Source organism: Amycolatopsis sp. CFH S0740 (assembly GCF_004522315.1).
GTDB classification, from domain to species: Bacteria; Actinomycetota; Actinomycetes; order Mycobacteriales; family Pseudonocardiaceae; genus Amycolatopsis; species Amycolatopsis nivea.
In genome coordinates this window covers 268,401-287,797 of sequence record NZ_SDLS01000008.1, presented here as the reverse complement: position 1 = coordinate 287,797, position 19,397 = coordinate 268,401, and the positions used below count along the sequence as shown (strand labels likewise).

The 19,397-nt window shown below is 71.5% G+C and carries 23 protein-coding genes; all 23 read left to right on the top strand.

What is annotated here, in order from left to right; genetic code table 11:
• Nucleotides 1-6: 6 nt before the first annotated feature.
• Nucleotides 7-945, top strand: a complete 939-nt coding sequence (locus EIZ45_RS16995) for a PDR/VanB family oxidoreductase (protein WP_134663578.1) — start codon at nt 7-9, stop codon at nt 943-945.
• A 25-nt stretch (nt 946-970) separates the two neighbouring features.
• Nucleotides 971-1,216, top strand: a complete 246-nt coding sequence (locus EIZ45_RS16990; RefSeq protein WP_037814791.1) for a hypothetical protein — start codon at nt 971-973, stop codon at nt 1,214-1,216.
• Nucleotides 1,217-1,298: 82 nt separating this feature from the next.
• Nucleotides 1,299-1,520: a recombinase-like helix-turn-helix domain-containing protein gene (locus EIZ45_RS16985; protein WP_037814792.1), complete on the top strand. Its 222-nt coding sequence runs from the start codon at nt 1,299-1,301 to the stop codon at nt 1,518-1,520.
• Nucleotides 1,520-2,578, top strand: a complete 1,059-nt coding sequence (locus EIZ45_RS16980) for a Rieske 2Fe-2S domain-containing protein (RefSeq protein ID WP_134663577.1) — start codon at nt 1,520-1,522, stop codon at nt 2,576-2,578. Before EIZ45_RS16985 ends, EIZ45_RS16980 begins: the two co-directional genes overlap by 1 nt.
• Before the next feature lie 16 nt (nt 2,579-2,594).
• The gene (locus EIZ45_RS16975) at nt 2,595-3,521 is read left to right on the top strand and encodes a VOC family protein (protein ID WP_037814795.1); all 927 of its coding nucleotides are present in this window, start codon (nt 2,595-2,597) and stop codon (nt 3,519-3,521) included.
• Nucleotides 3,518-4,297 (top strand): aspartate dehydrogenase domain-containing protein, encoded by a 780-nt coding sequence (locus EIZ45_RS16970; protein WP_240690664.1) that lies wholly within the window; start codon nt 3,518-3,520, stop codon nt 4,295-4,297. Before EIZ45_RS16975 ends, EIZ45_RS16970 begins: the two co-directional genes overlap by 4 nt.
• A complete protein-coding gene (locus EIZ45_RS16965) occupies nt 4,294-5,082 on the top strand; it encodes an alpha/beta fold hydrolase (protein WP_134663576.1) in 789 nt (262 codons plus the stop codon). The genes EIZ45_RS16970 and EIZ45_RS16965 overlap by 4 nt, the downstream gene beginning before the upstream one ends.
• A complete protein-coding gene (locus tag EIZ45_RS16960) occupies nt 5,079-5,819 on the top strand; it encodes a 3-oxoacyl-ACP reductase family protein (RefSeq protein WP_134663575.1) in 741 nt (246 codons plus the stop codon). Before EIZ45_RS16965 ends, EIZ45_RS16960 begins: the two co-directional genes overlap by 4 nt.
• A gap of 11 nt (nt 5,820-5,830) precedes the next feature.
• The gene (locus EIZ45_RS16955; protein ID WP_134663574.1) at nt 5,831-6,619 is read left to right on the top strand and encodes an SDR family oxidoreductase; all 789 of its coding nucleotides are present in this window, start codon (nt 5,831-5,833) and stop codon (nt 6,617-6,619) included.
• A gap of 13 nt (nt 6,620-6,632) precedes the next feature.
• Nucleotides 6,633-8,258 carry a thiamine pyrophosphate-binding protein gene (locus EIZ45_RS16950; RefSeq protein ID WP_134663573.1) on the top strand — a complete coding sequence of 542 codons (1,626 nt, stop codon included), beginning with the start codon at nt 6,633-6,635 and terminating at the stop codon, nt 8,256-8,258.
• A gap of 12 nt (nt 8,259-8,270) precedes the next feature.
• A complete protein-coding gene (locus EIZ45_RS16945) occupies nt 8,271-8,858 on the top strand; it encodes a dienelactone hydrolase family protein (RefSeq protein ID WP_134663572.1) in 588 nt (195 codons plus the stop codon).
• A gap of 44 nt (nt 8,859-8,902) precedes the next feature.
• The gene (locus EIZ45_RS16940) at nt 8,903-10,285 is read left to right on the top strand and encodes an MFS transporter (protein WP_134663571.1); all 1,383 of its coding nucleotides are present in this window, start codon (nt 8,903-8,905) and stop codon (nt 10,283-10,285) included.
• Entirely contained in the window at nt 10,282-11,178 is an 897-nt protein-coding gene (locus tag EIZ45_RS16935; RefSeq protein WP_240690663.1) for an MBL fold metallo-hydrolase, read from the top strand. Before EIZ45_RS16940 ends, EIZ45_RS16935 begins: the two co-directional genes overlap by 4 nt.
• 14 nt (nt 11,179-11,192) lie before the next feature.
• The gene (locus tag EIZ45_RS16930; RefSeq protein ID WP_134663570.1) at nt 11,193-12,311 is read left to right on the top strand and encodes an FAD-dependent monooxygenase; all 1,119 of its coding nucleotides are present in this window, start codon (nt 11,193-11,195) and stop codon (nt 12,309-12,311) included.
• A 99-nt stretch (nt 12,312-12,410) separates the two neighbouring features.
• Nucleotides 12,411-12,986, top strand: a complete 576-nt coding sequence (locus EIZ45_RS16925) for a dihydrofolate reductase family protein (protein ID WP_134663569.1) — start codon at nt 12,411-12,413, stop codon at nt 12,984-12,986.
• Between the two features lie 86 nt (nt 12,987-13,072).
• Nucleotides 13,073-13,648 carry a TetR/AcrR family transcriptional regulator gene (locus EIZ45_RS16920; protein WP_134663568.1) on the top strand — a complete coding sequence of 192 codons (576 nt, stop codon included), beginning with the start codon at nt 13,073-13,075 and terminating at the stop codon, nt 13,646-13,648.
• 128 nt (nt 13,649-13,776) lie between these two features.
• Nucleotides 13,777-14,271 (top strand): hypothetical protein, encoded by a 495-nt coding sequence (locus EIZ45_RS16915; RefSeq protein WP_043840253.1) that lies wholly within the window; start codon nt 13,777-13,779, stop codon nt 14,269-14,271.
• Entirely contained in the window at nt 14,268-15,428 is a 1,161-nt protein-coding gene (locus EIZ45_RS16910) for a WXG100 family type VII secretion target (RefSeq protein WP_134663567.1), read from the top strand. The genes EIZ45_RS16915 and EIZ45_RS16910 overlap by 4 nt, the downstream gene beginning before the upstream one ends.
• A gap of 7 nt (nt 15,429-15,435) precedes the next feature.
• Nucleotides 15,436-16,257: an ESX secretion-associated protein EspG gene (locus tag EIZ45_RS16905; protein WP_043840249.1), complete on the top strand. Its 822-nt coding sequence runs from the start codon at nt 15,436-15,438 to the stop codon at nt 16,255-16,257.
• A 36-nt stretch (nt 16,258-16,293) separates the two neighbouring features.
• Complete coding sequence (locus EIZ45_RS16900) at nt 16,294-17,076, top strand: transglycosylase SLT domain-containing protein (protein ID WP_134663566.1); 783 nt, start codon at nt 16,294-16,296, stop codon at nt 17,074-17,076.
• A gap of 10 nt (nt 17,077-17,086) precedes the next feature.
• Nucleotides 17,087-18,175 (top strand): CHAP domain-containing protein, encoded by a 1,089-nt coding sequence (locus tag EIZ45_RS16895; RefSeq protein WP_134663565.1) that lies wholly within the window; start codon nt 17,087-17,089, stop codon nt 18,173-18,175.
• A complete protein-coding gene (locus EIZ45_RS16890; RefSeq protein WP_037814821.1) occupies nt 18,172-18,471 on the top strand; it encodes a YbaB/EbfC family nucleoid-associated protein in 300 nt (99 codons plus the stop codon). The genes EIZ45_RS16895 and EIZ45_RS16890 overlap by 4 nt, the downstream gene beginning before the upstream one ends.
• Entirely contained in the window at nt 18,471-19,046 is a 576-nt protein-coding gene (locus tag EIZ45_RS46470; protein ID WP_205669961.1) for a hypothetical protein, read from the top strand. The genes EIZ45_RS16890 and EIZ45_RS46470 overlap by 1 nt, the downstream gene beginning before the upstream one ends.
• Nucleotides 19,047-19,397: the final 351 nt, after the last annotated feature.

Here is a 19,397-nt window from a genome sequence, read left to right as displayed (position 1 = left end):
ACCGCGATGCCGACGATGCTGCGGGTGCACCGGACGACGTGGCTGGCCGACCGGGTCACGCAGGTGGAACTGCGCGATCCGGAAGGAAAGCCGCTGCCCGGCTGGGAGCCGGGAGCGCACCTTTCCCTGCACCTGCCGAACGGGCTGGTGCGCGAGTACTCCCTCTGCGGCGACCCGGCCGATCGGCACAGCTGGACGGTCGCGGTGCTGCGGGAGGAATCCTCGCGCGGCGGCAGCGCGTGGGTGCACGAGCGGCTCACCGCGGGGAGCGTCATCCCCGTCGAGGGCCCGCGCAACACCTTCGAACTGCACGACGCCCCGGAGCACCTGCTCATCGCCGGTGGCATCGGCGTCACCCCGATCCTCGCGATGGCCCGGCAGCTCGCGGCGGGCTCCGCGCCGTGGTCCATGCTCTACTGTGGACGGTCGCGCGGCGGAATGGCTTTCCTGGACGAGCTTTCCGGGCTCGCCGGGGACCGGCTGGAAGTGCACGCCGACGACGAGCACGGCGGTCCGCCCGATCTGGCCGCGAGGCTGGCCGGGCTCGCCCCGGGCACGGTCGTGCACTGCTGCGGCCCGGAACCGCTGCTCCAAGCGGTCGAGGCGGCTTTGCCGGAAACGGCGACCTTGCGGGTCGAACGCTTCCGGGCCCCCGAGGCTCCGGCCGCCGCGCCGGGAACGGGATTCGACGTCGTGTGCGCCGGTTCCGGGACCCGGGTCGCGGTCGCCGCCGACGAGTCCATTGTGGACGCCCTCGGCCGCACCGGGATTTCCGTGCCCACCTCGTGCCGCGAGGGCGTGTGCGGGACTTGTGAAACGAAGGTGCTCTCCGGCGAACCGGACCACCGCGATTTCGTGCTCGACGACGACGAGAAGGCGACCTCCGGGACCATGATGCTGTGCGTGTCGCGGTGCCGGTCCGCCGAACTCGTGCTCGATCTGTAGAAGAACCGATCCTGAGGAGCCGGCCATGGCCGGACACACCCACCGGCAGCTCGCCGTGCTGCGCGCCGCCGCCGCGGGGCACGTGGAGATGACGTGCAGCCGCGAACCGCACCTCTACGTCGACGGCCTCGCCTGCTGCGACCCGACCCTCGGGCACCAGCTGGCCGGCCTGCTCGCCCCCGAACCGGCCGCGCCGCGCGGACCGGGGCTCCGGGTGCCCGCGGTGCTCACCGCCGCCGGGCAGGCCGTGCTCGCCCCGTCCGCCGCCTGACGGCTCGTGCGCGGCGCCGCCGGTGAGAACCGGCATCGCCACGCACGACGCCCGACCCACCACGAACCGAAGGGAACGCCCGATGCCGCTGCAGCTGCGGCCGGTGCAGAGCCGCACCGCCCCGCCAACGAGCTACGAGAACGCGCTGGCCGACGAGCTGGAAGCCGTCTACGGCCGGGGCGTGCACGACCTGCCCGGCGTGGTCTCCGCGCTCAACGCGGGCGGCCTGCGCCCGGCGGACGGCTCCGACTGGACCGAAGAGACGTTCACCGCCGAACTCGCGCGGCTGGCAGGGGAGGCGTGATGCCGACCAAAACCGCCGAAGAGCTGCTGGCACTGGGCCTGCGCGACCGCTGGTACCCGCTGTGCCCGTCCGGCACTGTCAAACGCGGCGAGCTGACCCGCATCGAACGCGCCGGGGAGCAACTGCTGCTCTGGCGCGACTCCGCCGGGGTCGTGCACGTTCAGGAAGACCGCTGTCCGCACCGCGGCGCGCGGCTTTCGCTCGGTGTGCACATGGGCGACCGGGTCGCCTGCAACTACCACGGCGTGCAGGTGGACGGCGACGGTGTCGTCGTGTCGGTCCCCGGCAGCCCGGGGTGTGCGCTGGAGGGCCGGCGCGCGCTGCGGACGTTCCCCGCGGAGGAACACGCCGGTGCCGTTTTCGCCTGGTTCGGCCTGGACGAGTCAGCCGAGCCGACGCCGTTGCAGCTGCCGGACCCGATCGCGGGCGGCGAGTGGGACAACTTCCTCTGCTACGTCGAATGGGACGCGCCGTACGGCTACTCCCTGGACAACCTGCTCGACCCGATGCACGGCGCGTTCCTGCACCGCAACAGCCACACCATGTTCGGCGGCAAGCGCGAGGCCGTCTTCCAGATCCGCGCGATCGACGACGGGTTCGTCTTCGAGAAAACCGACCAGCGCGGCGTGAACTTCGACTGGGTGCAGCTCACCGACGCCGGCGCGCAGTGGGTCACGCTCGACATCCCGTATCCGGACACCGCCGGTCCGGGCGGCGCGTTCACCATCGTCGCCGCTCTGTGCGCGATCAACGAGACCCAGCACGCGGCCTTCTTCTGGCGCTGCCGCAAGGTTTCCGGCTGGGAACGCGACAGCTGGCGCGTCCTCTACCGCAACCGGCTGGAAGCCCGGCACTGGGCGGTGCTGGAGCAGGACCGCGAGATGGCCGAGGCGATGCCGCTCGACGCGTGGGACCGGGAAAACCTGTACCAGCACGACATCGCGCTCGTCCGGATGCGCCGGCTGCTGCGGTCGGAAGCCCGCCGCCAGGCCGCCGCGCTCGCCGCTCCCGCCGCCGCACCGGCCCCCGCCGCGCCCGTGCCCGCCCCGACCCGCTGACGTTTCAGGAGGCCCCATGTCCGCCGAACCCATCGCGCGGCTCCGCGCCCTGCGCGCGGTGACGCTGCGTTCGACGCAGTGCGCCGATTCCGGCGAGTTCTACCGCGAAGTCTGGGGGCTGCAGCAGGTCGAAGCCGACCGCGGCGCCGTGTGGCTGCGCGGTTCCGGCGACGAGCACCACGTGCTGCAGCTCGAACAGGCCGACCAGAACGCGCTGGGCAAGATCGCGTTCGCGGTCGCCACTCCGCGCGAGGTCGACGCGGCCGCCGCCCGGCTGGCCGCGCACGGCGTCCCGCTGGTCACCGAACCCGGCAAGCTCGACCAGGTCGGCGGCGGGTACGGCCTTCGCTTCGCCGACCCGGAAGGCCGGCTGGTGGAGCTGTCCGCCGAGGTCGACGCGGTCGTCCCGGGCGACCCTTACGGTCGCGCCGCGGTGCCGCGGAAACTGGCGCACGTCGTGCTCAACACGGTCGACATCGACGCGGCCTGCGAGTTCTACACGCGGGTGCTGGGCATGCGGATCTCGGACTGGTCCGAGCACCAGATGGCGTTCCTGCGCTGCAACGCCGACCACCACGTGATCGCGTTCAACCAGGCGGAATTCGCGTCGGTGAACCACATCGCGTACGAGATGAACTCGATCGACCACTTCATGCGCGGCATCGGGCGGCTCAAGCACAACGGCGTTACGCCGCTGTGGGGCCCCGGCCGGCACGGTCCGGGCAGCAACACCTTCGGCTACTTCGCCGACCCGGCCGGGCTCGTCTGCGAGTACACCTCCGAGGTCGCGCAGGTCGAGGAAGACGCGTGGCTGTGCCGGGTGTGGCGGCGCACGCCGGAGCTGTCCGACCTGTGGGGCACCGCGGGTCCGCCGTCGAAGGACGTCCGCGCGCACATGCGCGGCGTGCCGGACCCCGGCTACTCGGCGTGGTGGCAGTCGTGAAGGTAGGAGTGCTGGGCGCGGGATCGATCGGCTCGGTCGTCGCGGAGGCGTTGCGCGACGGGCTGGTGCCGGGCGCGGAGCTGGCCGGGGTCGTCGATCCGGCGCTGTCCCCGGCGGGACTGCCGATGTGCGCGCTGCCGGAGCTGCTGTCCACTTCGGACTTGGTGGTCGAGGCGGCGGGACAGCGGGCGCTGGCGGACGCGGGGCCGCAGGTGCTGTCGGCGGGGTGTGACCTGCTGGTGGTGTCGGTCGGCGCGCTGGCGGCGGACGGGCTGCTGGAGAAGCTGCTCGCGGCCGGCCCGGGCGCGGTCCATTTGTCGACCGGCGCGATCGGCGGGCTCGACCTGCTGCGTTCGGCGGCGCTGCTCGGGCAGTTCGAGCGGGTGGTCATCGAGACGACGAAGAAGGCGTCTTCGCTGGTCCAGCCGTGGATGTCCGAGGCGGAGGCGGAGGAGTTGCGGCAGGCGACCGCACCGGTCGAATTGCGGCGCGGGCCCGCGCGGGAGATCACCGCGGCGTTCCCGAAGTCGGCGAACGTGGCTGCGTCGGTGGCGCTGGCGGTGCGGGATTGGGACGTCGTGGAGGCGGCGGTGATCGCCGATCCGGCCGCGCCGTTGACCTCGCACGTGATCACCGCGGCCGGTCCGGCGGGGGAGTACCGGTTCGAGATCCGCAACCGGCCGTCGCCGCAGACGCCGACGTCGAGCCAGGTCGTGCCGTACGCGGTGCTGTCCGCGCTGGAAGCGTTGGCGACGCCGAGGGCGGTGTTCCGGTGACTTCCACAGTGGACGGTGTGCGGGTACGGATCGCCGGGGACGGCAGTCCAGTGCTGTTGCTGCACGGCATCGGCGGATCGAGCGCGTCGTTCGACGCGCAGGTGGCTGGTCTGGCGCCGAAACACCGGGTGCTGGCTTGGGACGCGCCGGGCTACGGCGGTTCGGCCGATCCGGAGAAGCCGCTGGGCATGGCCGGATACGCGGCGCTCGTCGGCCGTCTGCTGACCTCGCTGGACGCGGCGCCCGCACATCTCGTGGGCGTCTCGTGGGGCGGCGTGATCGCGACCCGCGTCGCGCTGGATTACCCGGAGGTCGTGCGGTCGCTGGTGCTGGCCGATTCGACCCGGGGCTCCGGCGTCGACTCCGAGCGCGCTGCGGTGATGCGGGCCCGGCCGAGCGAACTGAACCGGGTAGGTGCGGCGGAATTCGCCCGTCGGCGCGCGCCTCGGCTGCTCGCGCCCGGCGCGGATCCCGCGGTGGCGCAACGGGTCGAGGACATCATGGCGGGCATCCGGCTGCCCGGGTACACGTCCGCCGCGGAATCGATGGCGGAGACGGATCACGGTCCGCGGCTGTCCCGGATCTCGGTGCCGACGCTGGTGCTCGTCGGCGAGCACGACCAGGTGACCGGGGTGTCCGAGTCACGACGGCTCGCCGCGTCGATCCCGGGTGCTCGGCTGGAAGTGCTGCCTGGCGGGCACGCGGCGCATCAGGAATCGCCGCGCCGGTTTTCCGCCGAGGTGCTGGACTTCCTGTCCCAAGTGGACTCGGTGGTGGCGCGATGAAGGATCGGTTGTATGTGGTCACCGGCGCGGGCCGCGGGCTCGGCTGGGCGATCGCCCGCGAGATCGGGCGTCAAGGCGGTCGCGTCGTGATTGCCGAACGTTCTCCGGATCGGGCCGCGGACGGGGTCGCCCGGTTGCGGGCGGAAGGCGTTGAGGCGCACCGGATCGACACGGATGTCGCGGATCCGGAGTCGGTTGCGGCTTTGGCGGACGCGGTCGCGAAGCTCGGCCCGTTGCACGGCTTGGTGAACAACGCGGCGATGGCCGATGGCGTGGGCGGCAAGCACTTCGCGGAACTGGACGTCGAAGCGTGGGACACGTTGATGACCGTCAACGCGCGCGGCCCGTGGCTCGTCTCTCGCGCGTTGTATCCGCAGCTCGCGCAGACGGGCGGACGCATCGTCAACCTCGCGTCCGACGCCGCGCTGTACGGCTCGCCGCGGCTGGTCCAGTACGTGGCCTCGAAGGGCGCGGTGATCGCGATGACCCGCGCGATGGCGCGGGACGGCGGCCCGGACGGCGTGACCGTCAACGCGGTCGCACCCGGGCTGACCGAGGTCGAAGCCACCGCGGGCATTCCGCAGGAACGGCACGACCTGTACGCGATGAACCGCGCGCTGACCCGGCCGCAACAGCCGGAGGACGTCGTCGGTTCGGTGGCGTTCCTGCTGTCCGACGCGGCCTCCTACATCACCGGCCAGACCCTCGTGGTCGACGGCGGATTCGTCTGCAGCTGAAGGGAAAACCCGTGGATTTGGGATTGAAGGGCGCGGCGGTGCTCGTGACCGGGGCCAGCTCCGGCGTCGGGCTCGCGACCGCGGCCGCGCTGCTGGCCGAGGGCGCGCACGTCGCCGCCTGCGCCCGCGACGGCGTCCGGCTGGAGAAGGCCCTCGCCGACCTGCCCCGTGCCGACGGAGCCCGGCTGTACACCGCGTCCTGCGACGTGCTCGACCAGGCGCAGGTGGAAACCTTCGTCGCCGACGCCGCCCGCGAGCTGGGCGGCCTGGCCGGGGTCGTGAACAACGCGGGCCGGTCGCTGATGGCGCGGCTCGCCGAGACCACCGACGACCAGTGGCGGGACGAGCTGCACCTCAAGATCTTCTCGGTCCTGCACGTCGTCCGGGCCGCGTTGCCGTGGCTGCGGGCAGCGGCGAATCCGGCTGTGGTGAACGTGAACGCGATCCTCGCGCGCCAGCCTGAACCTCGGTTGGCAGCCACTTCGGCGGCGAGGGCGGCGTTGCTCAATCTCTCCACGACGTTGGCGACCGAATTGGCCGAGGACGGCGTACGAGTCAACTCGGTCTGCCTCGGCCTGGTCGACACCGGACAGTGGCGGCGCCGGTACGAGGCCTCCGGCAGCGAGCTGTCCTTTGTGGACTGGTCAGCGGAGCTGGCAGCCGACCGCGGCATTCCGCTCGGTCGCCTCGGCACCGCGGAAGAGGTCGCTTTCCCCATCGTCACGCTGCTTTCGCCGCGTGCCTCCTACGTGACCGGCGCGACGATCGACGTCGGCGGCGGCATTGCACGTTACGTCTAGAAGGGACGGACCCATGAATCACGGTCACGGAGGCGAGCTTCTCGTTCGCCTGCTGTCCGAAGCCGGAGTGGACACCGCCTTCGGCGTGGTGAGTGTGCACAACCTGCCGCTGGTGGAAGCGGTCGCGCAGCAGTTGCGGTTCGTGCCCGTGCGGCACGAAGCCGCCGCGGTGAACGCCGCCGACGGGTACTCCCGGGCCAGCGGCGGCCTCGGCGTCGCGATCACCAGCACCGGCACCGGCGCGGGCAACGCGGCGGGTGCGCTGGTCGAGGCCCTCACGGCGGGCAGCCGCGTGCTGCACGTGACCGGTCAGATCGATTCCGAATTCCTCGGCAGCGGACGCGGCGTCATCCACGAGACGCGCGACCAGATCGGCATGCTGACCGCGATTTCCAAGCACGCGGCCACGGTCACGTCGGTCGAGACCGCCGAGGAGACGCTGCGTGCGGCGATCCGGCACGCGCTGTCGGTGCCGAGCGGTCCGGCGAGCGTCGAATGGCCGATCGACCTGCAGTACTCACGGCACGAGTTCCGTACTGGCTCGCTCGAACCGACCCCGATCCCGCCGCCCGACGCCGCTGCGCTCGCGGAAGCCGCCGAACTGCTCGCTGCTGCCCGCCGTCCGGTGTTCTGGCTCGGCGGGGGAGCGACCGGCGCGCGCGACGAGGTGCGCGCGCTCGCGGAACGACTCGGCGCGGCCGTGTTCACCAGCAACTCCGGCCGAGGCACGATGCCGGAGAACCACGAACTGGTCGTCGGGAACTTCGCCGCGCACGAGTCGGCGGCCCAGCTCCTCGCCGACGCCGACCTGCTCGTCTCGATCGGCACGCACTTCCGCTCGAACGAAACCAAGCACTACCACCTCGCATTGCCCGAACGGCACCTGCAGATCGACGTCGACGCCGACGCGCTGGGCCGCGTCTACCCGGCCACTGTCGGAGTGCAAGGCGATGCCGCGACCGTGCTCGCCGGTCTGTCCACTGTGGAAGCCAACACCGAACCGGGCTGGCGCGACCGCGTCGTCGAGACCCGCAAAGCGGTGCGGGACAAGCTGAACGAGGCGATCGGCCCGTACGCGGAGATCTGCGCTGCCCTGCGCGACGGCCTCCCGGCCGAGTCCGTGATCGCCCGCGACGTCACCATCCCGTCCAGCCAGTGGGGCAACCGGCTGCTGGACATCCACGACCCGCGCACCAACGTGTTCCCGGTCGGCGGCGGCATCGGACAGGGACTCGCCACCGGCATCGGGGCTGCGCTCGCGACGCCGGACGCGCCGACCGTGGTGATGGTCGGCGACGGCGGCCTCGCGGTGCACCTCGGCGAACTGTGCACGCTGGCGCAGGAACGGCCGTGGCTCGCGCTGGTCGTGTTCAACGACGGCGGCTACGGCGTGCTGCGCAACATGCAGGACCACCACCGCGGACAGCGGGCCGGAGTCGACCTGTTCACCCCCGATTTCGCGCGCCTGGCGCAGTCGCTGGACCTGCCGCACACGCTGGTGTCGAAGCCGGGCCAGTTCGCCGACGCGCTGGCGAAAGCGGTGGCCCAGCACGGTCCGTCGGTGATCGAGGTCGACGTGACCGCTTTGCCCGCCACGCCGCGGCCGTTCGTGCCGCCGGTGCCGGTTCCGGAGAGCTGAGGGAGACCAGACGTGGGAGGCACCATCGAAGCTGCCGAAGTCCACCATCACGGGCACGGACCCGCGAACCGCCGCCGCCGGGTGGTGCGGACGTCCGCGCCGCTGCTGGTGCGGCATCCGCCCGGCCGCGTGCGCGGCGCGGTGCTGGTGCTGCACGGCGCCGCGGGGCTCGACGAGTCCGTCGAGAACTGCTGCCGCACGCTCGCGAGCTGCGGATACGTCACTGTCGCGCCGCTGTTCTACTACGAGACCGGCGGCCACACCTTCGGTCCGGACAAAGCGGACGCCGCCTTCGCCGCGCTCGCGCTTTCCGACCTCGAAGCCGACCTGGCCGGCGCGCTCGATTACCTCGGGACCCGGCTGGGGATGCCGCGCCACCGCGTGGCCGCCGCCGGTTTCGGCTCCGCCGCCCACCTCGCCGAACTGGCGGGCGTGGACCTTGCCGCCGCACTCGGACCCGCGCCGCCACCGTGGCCCGGTACGCCCGGATTAGACCCGCATGCGCCCGATCGGCTCGTGCTGCCCGCCGGACCGTCCGCCGCGGACGACCTGGTCCGGTTCCTGGACGCCGAGCTGCCGGACTCTCCTCCGGCCCGCTGAAACCCCCTACGATCGATTGCACGCTCCGGCTCCGAGGAGGGCCCATGAGTATCGCCGCCACCCCCGAGGTGACCCAGCGGGACATCGCCGCCCGGCTGGAACGGCTCCCGATGTCGCGCTGGCAGGTGTCGATTCGCCTGATCATCGGCATCGTCACGTTCTTCGAGGCGTTCGACCAGCTCCTGATCGCCTACACGCTGCCGGTCATCGGCCGCGAATGGCACATGACGACCGCGTCCAGCACCGCGACGCTGACCATCGGCTCGATCGGCATGCTGCTCGGCGCGCTCGCGTCCGGCTGGGCCGCCGACCGGATCGGCCGCGTCAAGGTGATCACCCTGTGCGTCGCCGTCACGGCGTTGTGCAGCCTGGCGATGACGTTGTGCACCGCGTTGCTGCCGTTCCTGATTCTCCGATTCGTCCAAGGTCTCGCGATCGGCGGTGAAGTGCCGACCGCGGCCGCGTACATCGCGGAGATCAGCCGGGCCCGCCGCCGCGGCCGCTTCGTGCTGATGTACGAGATCGTCTTCCCGGCCGGGCTCGCGGTCGGCGCGCTGGTCGCGGCCTGGGTCATCCCGCACTGGGGCTGGCGTCCGCTGTTCGCGCTGGCCGCCGTTCCGGGCCTCGCCGCGGTGCTGCTGCAGTTGCGGATCCCGGAATCGCCGCGCTGGCTCGCCTCGCACGGGCACATCGAGAAGGCCGAGGCGACGATGGCGCTGATCGAGCGCCGGGTCGAGGAGTCCCTTGGCCGCCCGCTTCCTCCGCCCGCCGAAGCCGTCGCGGCACCGGCAGCGGTTCCTTCGAAGCGCAGTTCGTTCCGCGACCTGTTCGCCGGTCGCTACCGGCGGCGCACGCTGATGGTGTGGACGATCTGGTTCGTCGGCTACCTCGCCAACTACGGCATCACCTCGTGGCTGCCGACGCTGTACAAGGGTTCGTTCCACCTCTCCATCGGCCAGGCGCTCTGGTACAGCACCGCCACCTCGGTCGCCGGTCTCGTCGGCTGCCTGATCGCCGCGCTGGTCGTGGACGAGCTCGGCCGCCGGGTAGTGCTGGCCGCGGGCCTGGGCGGGACGACCGCGATGCTGGTCGTGCTGGGCGCGCTCGGCGCCGGGACTCCGTTGCAGCTGCTGGTGTGGTCGTCGCTCGCGGCGATGTTCAACTTCGCGGTGAACGTCTGCCTGTACCTGTACACGCCGGAGCTGTACCCGACCCGCAGCCGCGCGCTGGGCGTCAGCCTCGGCGGCGTGATGAACCGGTTCGGCCTGATCCTCGGCCCGATCCTGGTCGGCGCGCTGTACGCGGGCGGCAGCGGGCTCGCGTCGGTGTTCCTGGTGCTCGGCGGGATCTGTTTCGCCGGCGCGCTGGTCGCCGGGTTCTTCGCCGAGGAGACCAAGGGCCGCACGCTGGAAGAGGTTTCGCCGTGACGGACGCGCTGCGCGTGGTCCTGCTCGGCACGGCGGCCGGGCCGTACCCGGCGCCGGGCAGGCAGGGCTGCGCGAACGCGGTGGTGGTCGGCGGGCGCGTCTACCTGGTCGACGCGGGCTACGGGACGCTCGGCAAGTACGTCTCCGCCGGGCTGTCCCTGCGCGATCTGGGCGGGGTGTTCGTGACGCACCTGCATTCCGACCACGTCGCCGAGCTGTTCACGCTTTTCCTGCTTGGCTGGGGCCCGGTCAACCAGGGCGTCGTCGATCCGGTGCGGGTCTACGGCCCCGGCCCGGACCCGACCGACCCCGGCCCGCCCGCCGCGGGCACGGAGGGGCTGGTGGCGGGCAATCTCGCGGCGTTCGGACAGGACGTCGCGGTGCGCCAGCGGACCAGCGACCGGCCGCGGCTGGCCGGGCTCATTCACGCCACTGATCTCTCGGCGGCGGGCGCGGAAATCGTGGTGCACGAAGACGACCGGGTGCGCGTGACGGCTCGGGCCGTCCCGCATCCGCCGCTGCACCTGGCGCTGGGCTATCGGTTCGAGACCGAACACGGCGTCGTCGCCTTCTCCGGCGACACCGCCCGCAGCGACGCGGTCGGCGAGCTGGCCGCGGGCGCCGACTTGCTGGTGCACGAAGCGATGGAGCCCGATTTCTACCGCAGCATCGGCTATTCGCCGAAGCTGCTGGACTTCCTCGCTGCCTCGCACACCTCGCCCGCGGACGTCGGCCGGGTCGCCGCGGCGGCCGGGGCCCGGCGGGTCGCGCTGTCGCACCTCGGCCCGTCCGATCCCGCCCGCCTCGACGACGAAGGCTGGCTCGGCCGGGTCCGCCCGCACTACTCCGGTCCGGTCGTCGTGGGCCACGACCTGCTCGACCTCACTGTCTAAAAGGAGCTTTCGCTGTGCCGGAAATCGCGATCGTCGGCGGCGGGATCGGCGGCCTCGCCGCCGCCGTCGCCCTGCGGAAGGCCGGATTCTCGCCGGTCGTGCACGAACAAGCGGCCGGATTCGGCCGCGTCGGCGCGGACATCAACCTGACCCCCAACGCCGTCCGCGCCCTCGACGGCCTCGGCATCGGCGACGAACTGCGCGAAACCGCCGCGCGGCCGAAGTACCGGATCAGCCGCACCTGGGACACCGGCGAGGAAACGTCGCGACTGCCGATGGGCGACGAGGCCGAACGCCGCTACGGCTCGCCGCAGCTCACGATGCACCGCGCGGACCTGCTGGCTGCCTTGGAACGCGCGCTGCCGGACGGCGTAGTCCACTTGGGACACAAGCTGACCGGACTGTCCACAACGGACTCGGTGTCGCTGGACTTCGGTTCTTCGACGGCTTCCGCGGACGTCGTGATCGGCGCCGACGGCATCCACTCGGCCGTCCGCACCGCGTTGTTCGGCGCGGAACACCCGGAGTTCACCGGCGTGGTCGCCTACCGCGCGGTGCTGCCAGCGGGTTCGGTGGACGTGCCGAACCTGGACTGCTTCACCAAATGGTGGGGTCCGGATCCGGACACGCAGCTGGTGACTTTCCCGCTCAACCGCGGCGAGGACGTGTTCGTCTTCGCCACCACGAGGCAAAGCCAGTGGCGGCACGAATCCTGGACGACCCCAGGGGATGTCGACGAACTGCGCGAGGCGTACCGCGGCTTCCACCCCGAGGCCCGCGCGTTGCTGGCGGCGTGCGATTCGGTGCTGCAATCGGCGCTGTACGTCCGCGACCCGCTGCCGAACTGGTCATCCGGCCCAGTGACGCTGCTGGGCGACGCGTGCCACCCGATGATGCCGTTCATGGCGCAGGGCGCGGGAATGGCCATCGAGGACAGCGTGGTGCTGTCGCGGGCGCTGGCGGCGTACCCGAACACCGAGGTCGCGCTGAAGGCCTACCAGGCCGCCCGGCTGGACCGGACCCGCGAAGTGCAACTGGCCTCGCGGGGCAACAGCTGGCTCAAGGAGAGCGGAAACAGCTCGGCCGCGGCGGACGCGATCTACGGGTACGACGCTTGGCATACTCCGGTGTGACCCAGGTCATAGCTTGGGTCGCGGGTGGCGTGTCTGACCGGGACGGTGCCGTTCGACGCGTAGGTGAGCAGGCACCGTCCCGAACCAGGAGCTGATCCCATGCGCACCATCATCGCCACCGCGTTCGTGTCCCTCGACGGCGTCGTCGAAGCCCCCGGCGGCGAGGTCGGCTACCGGAACGCCGGCTGGACGTTCAAGGACATCGAGTTCGACCCCGCCGCCTACGCGCTCAAGGGCGCCGAGCAGGAGGAAGCGACCGCGTTGCTGCTCGGCCGCGTCAGCTACGAGGCGTTCTCGCCGGTGTGGCCGGACATGACCGAGGAGTTCCCGCACTACAACGCGATGCCGAAATACGTCGTGTCCACCACCCTGCGCGACGAGGACCTGGTGACGAACTGGGGCGAAACGACCATTCTCCGCTCCCTCGACGACGTCGCCGCGCTGAAGGAAACCGAGGGCGGCCCGATCATCGTCAACGGCAGCGCGACGCTGGTCCGCGCCCTCACCGACGCGGGCCTCGTCGACCGGCTGAACCTGCTGGTCTTCCCGGTCCTGCTGGGCGCGGGGAAGCGGCTGTTCAGCGAGACCGACAAGGACAAGCAGCCGCTGAAGTTGATCGATAGCGAGAGTTACTCGAACGGGATCCAGAAGCAGATCTTCGAGTTCGTCCGCTGAGCGGATCCGCAGGGGCACCTCGACAGCAGCCGAGCAAGCCCGCCAGCCCCATCTAGGCACTGACAAGCCGGTGCATACTCGACGCCATGGCCCGTCGTTACCACCACGGCGATCTGCGGCAGGCGGTGCTGACCGCGGCCGTCGAGGTGCTCGGCGAATCCGGCCCGGCCGCGGTCAACCTGCGCGACCTCGCCCGCCGGGTCGGGGTCTCGCACGCCGCCCCGGCGCACCACTTCGGCGACCGCACCGGCCTGCTCACCGCCGTCGCCGCGCAGGGGTTCGACCTGCTCGCCGACACGCTCGAGGAGATGCCGCCCGCGCCGGACCTGCTCGAGGCCGGGGTCGCCTACGTCTCGTTCGCGGTCGGGCACCGGGCGCATTTCGAGGTGATGTTCCGCGCGGACCTGCTCCGCGGCGACGACCCGGACCTCCGAGCCGCGCAGGAGCGGAGCAGCCAGGCGCTGGACTGGGCCGTCGCCGGGTTCCGGGACGACAGCGTCGACCCGGTGGTCGCGGGCGCGGCGGCCTGGTCGCTCGTGCACGGGTTCGCGACGCTGTGGCTGCAGCGGGCGCTGCCCGCGGACCTCGGCGACGACGCTGCGGCGGCCGCGCGCTCGGTCGCCGGACTGCTCGTCCGGGGTGCGCACCCGCCGTCCGGGTGACCCGCGGAACCGCGGCCGCGGCGGGCTCGTCTCATCGCCGACTTTCCCGGACCGGATGCCTGCGGTCCGGCTGGCTGACATACTGGTGCGCGCGTCCGAGGAGGACGCCCGCTGGGAGGTGGACTGGGGTGAGTTCGCACCGGGTTTCCGACTGGGCAGACGTCCGTGCCCTGCACAAGAAACAGGCCAAGGAGACGCACCGGTCCGGGCGGCCGGAGACGTCGGATTCCGTGCGGGACCCGTCGGGGGCGGGCAACGCCGAGATCGTCGCCGACACCGGGGTCATCGAGCTGGACCCGGCAGAGATCGCGGCGGCCGACGCGGAGCTGGAGAAGCGCGAGCAGGAGCTGACCGCGTGCCTCGAACAGGCGAAGCAGCTCACGCATCCGCTCAAGGACGGCACCAGCCCGGTGGCCGCGCACCTGCGGAAGGCGTTCGGCCTGCGCGGGTCCGCCGACGGCGGCGCGCAGGCGATCCTGCAGCAGTACCTCGACGAGCTGTCGTCCTTGCGCGAGGCCATCCGCCGGGCGAGCGCGGGGCACGTCCAGCAGGAAAGCGACGCGAAGGACTCGCTCGACGCGCTGGGCCGCCGGGCGGACGACGGGGGAGGGACGCCGGCATGAGCCGGACACCGGGCTACGAACGGCTGCCGTACGAGAAGCACCGCAAGCACCGGCTGTGGAGCGAGGACCACCCGCCCACCGCCGCGCAGCGCCGGGTCCTGCGGCGCACGAAGCTCGCCCAGCGGGCGAACATGAAGGACGCGTCCTTCGGCAAGATCAACTGGAACGCCTGGGCGCACACCACGCTCTACGACATGATCATGACCGCGGACCCGGTCGCCATGGGCGCGTCCGCGCACCAATGGGGGAAGCTGGCGTACGACGTCGACTCGGCGACCTCCGCGGTGCACAAGACGGTGCAGAAGCTGCTGCTGTCCTGGCGCGGCGGCGCGGCCGGGAACGCGGCGCAGTCGGCGTCGAAGCTGACGTCCTGGGGCGCGGGCGCGAGCGAGACGATGCGCACGGTCGGCGACAAGCTCGACCACTACACGAGCGCGGTCGAAACGGCGAAGCACAAGATGCCGGAACCGGTGTTCTACACGGCGGAGAACCAGTTCCGCGACGGCTACGACCTCAACGCGGCCAGCGGTCCCAGCGGCGCGGTGATGGTCGATCAGCTGCTCGACGACCACCTGCCGGCCAAACGCGCGGCGTCGCACGCCAAGGCCGAGGCGGTCCGCGTGATGGAAGGCTACGAGACGTCCAGCAAGGGCGTGCACGACAAGCTGCCGCATTTCACCGAGGCTCCCGCGGTCACGAACGTCGATCCGGACGGCCGGTCGCGGAGCGATTCGCGCGGCTCCCGGGATTCGTCGGGTTACTCGGACGCGGCCGTCACCACGGCTTCGTCCGCTCCGGCGGGAGGCGCCGGGCTGCTGCCGGGGCTGAGCGGTCCGGGCGGAACGGCCGGAATGCCGGGATCGCTGGGCGCCGGGCCGGGCGGTGCGCTCGGCGCGGGCGCGGGCGCTGGAAGCGGGGGCGCGTTGCCGGGCGGACTGCTGGGCGGCTCGGTCGGAGCAGGCGGCGCTGCTGCCGGGGCAGCCGGCGCCGCGGCGGCCGCGCGCGGCGGCAGCCCGATGTCCGGCGGATTCTTCCCGCCGATGGCGGGCCAGCGCGGCGACGGCTCCGACGACCACCAGAACCGCTACACCAAGGGCAGTTCCTTCGACTTCCTCGAGGACCTGCCGGACGCGTACCCGCCCGTGCTGGGCGAGTGAGGCGGGGATGGCCAGACATCTCCCGGAGGTCGACGGGGTAGCGCTCTCGCACCTGGAATTCGACCTGCTGTGGTCGGATTTCGACCTCGGCCCCATGCCGTATCCGTTCGACGTGCCCTCGCACGGTTCCACGATGGACGAACGCGACCAGCTCGGCGTCCAGGTCGCGGAAAGCCTCGCGGCGGCCGGGCTGCTCGACGAGGACGACGAACCGCACCCGCGGCTGGGCCAGGTGTTCGCGGTGCTGGCCGAGCCGGTGTTTTCGGTCGACCTGCTGGTTTTCCGGGATCCGCCGCTGCGCGCGCTGGCCGCGGCCGGGCGCAAACTGGGCGTGCTGGCCGTGCTCGACGCGGGCGAACTCGCGTTGCGGCCGTGCCTGCCCGACGACGTCCCGCAGCTCGCCGCGAGCGTCGTCGGCCCCGCCGAACCCGGGCCGGGCAACGTGGTGCGATTGCCGCGCTCGGTGTTTTCCGAGGCGATGCAAGCGTTTGCGGACAGCGGGCACGCCGCGTTCGAGCGGGTGCTCGGCCGGGCGGGGCTGGCCGGCCGGGACCTCCGGGCGATTTCGACGCTCGTCACCACGCCGCGCGTCGCGTACGGACAGTTCGCGGTGAACGGTCCGGGCGGACGTTCGCCGGTGGTCGCTTGGTACGACACGGAAGCCGGGCGGTACGGCGCGGTCGTGCACGAGTCCGCGGGCACGAAGTGGGTCACTCTCGCGCCCGCGGACCACGCCTGGCTCGCCGACCGGATGCAGGAACTGGGGCGCGGGGTTTCGTCCGTTCGGGGGACTAGGGAACCTGAGGACGAAGGCTTCCGTCTCACTTAGGGCAGCGGCGAAGCGCCCTGCTGAAGGGGGCAGGAAATGAGCAAGTTGTCGGCCGAGGAAATCGCCCAGCACGCGTACCGGGCCGGGTTCCGCGGGCACGCGCTCACCACCGCGGTCGCGGTGGCGCTGGCGGAATCGGGCGGGAACACCCGTGCGCACAACGGGACCCCGCCGGACAATTCGTACGGGCTGTGGCAGGTCAACATGCTCGGCTCGCTCGGGCCCGCCCGCCGCCACGAGTTCCATCTGCACTCCAACGACGAACTGTTCAACGCGGACGAGAACGCCAAGGCGGCCTGGGCGATTTCGGGGCACGGCAAGAGCTTCCAGCCGTGGTCCACCTACACCAACGGCGCGTACAAGAGCCATCTCGCCGCCGCGCGCAAGGCCGCCGAGGACGTCACGCGCCACCACGGCAAGGGCGCGCACCATCCGCACAAAACCGAGCACCATCCGCACAAACCGCACCATGGCAAGGGCGGCAAGGACGGCGGGTTCAAGGCCGATCTCGAGCAGTTCCTCGCCTACGAGCGCACCACCGAGCACGTCGCGAACGAACTGGTGTCGGTCGGCCGGAAGACGGTGCACCGGGTCACCGGGATCGCCAAGGACAGCTTCGGGAAGGTCGGCGAGGAAACCGGATTCTCCGACGCGCTGGGGGATTTCAGCCGTTCGCTGGAATCGCAGGTGCGGGCCACCGGAGCGCACGCGCGCACGCTGAGCGCCTCCGTTTTCCGGGCCCGGCAGGCATACGCGGGCGCGGATTCCGACGCGAGCGCGGCGATCAGCGCACACGACATCAAGGGCATCCTGGGCTGAGGGGGAATCCGTGCTGGACACCGCAGGGGTCGCGACGCTGTTCGCGGACGAGATGAAAACGCACCACGGCAAGCTTCGCGGCAAGGCCGCGGACTCGCAGGCCGCGCAGCACGCGCTGCAGCAGGCCGCGCGCGAGATCACCGAACAGTACGAAGCGCAGCGCAAAGCCGCGCACGCGCTGCTGAACACCTGGCACAGCAAGGCGAATCCGGCGTTCGAGCACGACACCGGCAAGTTCGGCCGCGATCTCAAGGTCACCGCGCAGGCGAGCACGCACGGGGCCAAGGTGGTCAGCGAGGTCACCGACGCGCTCGCCGGGCGGCACCAGGCCACCGGCAAGCTGATCGACGAGTTCGTCGCGAAGGCGCGCAAGATCATCGACGCCGGATACGTCCTGGCGCGCAACGGAAGCCCGGCCGCCCTGCTGATGGCGATCGGCGACGTGGCCGACCTGGCGGGCAAGTACCTCAAGGAGTCCGGCGGGCACCTGAAGAACGCCCGCGCGGAGATGGAGGAAGCGGCGCGCAAACTGCGTGCGCTGCAGAAGGACCTGAACCACGACGGCGTCGCCGACCCGGGCGGAACGCACCGCGCCAAGCCGGGCGACCACCGCAAGCACGAGCAGCACAAAAAGCACGAGCAGCACCACGGCAAGACGCACGCGAGCCACAGCAAGAAGGTCGACAAGATCCTCGACCACGCGCGGCACAACCTCGGCTACCACGAGGGCCCGAACAACCGGAACAAGTGGGGCCCGACCGGACAGCCGTGGTGCGCGTACTTCGCGACGTCGATGTGGCGTTCGGCCGGGGTGGACATCCCGAAGTACGGCTTCACCGGCGACGTCTACAAGTGGGGCCAGCGCCACCACCTCGCCTACGACCGCGGCGCGCTCGCGCACAACGCGCGTCCCGGCGACACGATCCTCTTCGGCGACGGTCCGTCCTGGGGGCAGAGTCACCACATCGGGATCATCGAAAAGGTCGAGGGCAACAAGATCACCACGATCGAGGGCAACGCGAACGACCAGGTCGAGCGCCTCACGTACACGCTGCCGCGCGACCTGCACAAGTTCTACGGCGGAGTGCACCCGAAGTGAGCATCACCGGCACGGCGCGGCACGCCGGGGTGACCGTCGAAGTCGCCCCCGGCGGCGCTTTGCGCACCCTGGAGTTGACCGCAGACGCCCTCCGAGCCGGCGGCCCCCGCCTGGCGGACACGATCCTGCACGCAGTCCGCGAGGCGGCCGCCGAGGCGAACGAACGCGCCCGCCGCGCGCTGGAAGCCGAACTGGGCGACCTCGGCGGTACCGACCTGCGCAGCCTCGGCCTCGGTTCGGAGCAGGACCTGGCGGACCGCGCCGAAGACACCACACCGGACACGTGGAGGGTGTGATGGCGGAGGCGTACCAGGAGAACGAAGATTCGCGCGCGGACGTGAATCCGGCTGCGCAATTCGGGCCCGGCGAGCCTCCAGGGGAGTTCGTCGACCCTGCCGACCCCGCCGGTCCCGCCGGGGACGAGCGAGGGATCGACGAACTCATCGAGATCGCCGAAGAAATCCCGGACCAGCTGGGCCTGTCCGAAGGCCTAGCCGCCCTCCGCGCGACGGCCAGCCGAGAGGGACTGAGCGTCACGGTGAACATGCACGGCATGCTCGTCCACCTGGACATCGGAGAACCCGCCCTCGAACTGGGCCCGGACGCCCTGGCCGCGGAAATCTCGCGACTCAGCACCGAAGCAGGCACGCAGGCGCTGCACCAGGGCTTGCGTGCCATCCGCGCAGGATGCGTCCCCGCAGTCGCGGCGGTAGTCGAAGACACGCTGGCGCTGGACGAGGTTCCGGAACCGACGCCCGATCCAGCCGCCACCCGCGAACCAGAACCGCCACCGCCACCGCCCGCGCGCCGCCGGGCCCCAGCCGAGGAATCGGACGACGGAGGCTTCGTACTCAAGCCGGTCAAGGACTGAGCGGGCGCACCTCTCGGGACACCTGCCCACGGTCCTCACTCGGCCGCGGTCTCGCGGCGCTGGTCGATAACCGAGACGGCGAAGGATGCCAGGCTGCCCGCCCGAGGTTTCTTCGCAGGCGAGTCAGGAACACTCGCATGCCCAGGCATGTGCCCGCAGTCCTGAACCAGCAGCCTCGCGCCTCAGCTGACGACGAGATCGTGCCTAAGCCGGTCAAGAACGGATACCGCGCACGGCATGCACCTGCCCGGGTGTGTCTCCGAGAATCCGTCCGCAGTCGTCAACCGGCCTCGGCTGACGACGGGCTCGTCCCCATCCGGTCAAGGCCCGAACACCGCGCGCGGCACCCGC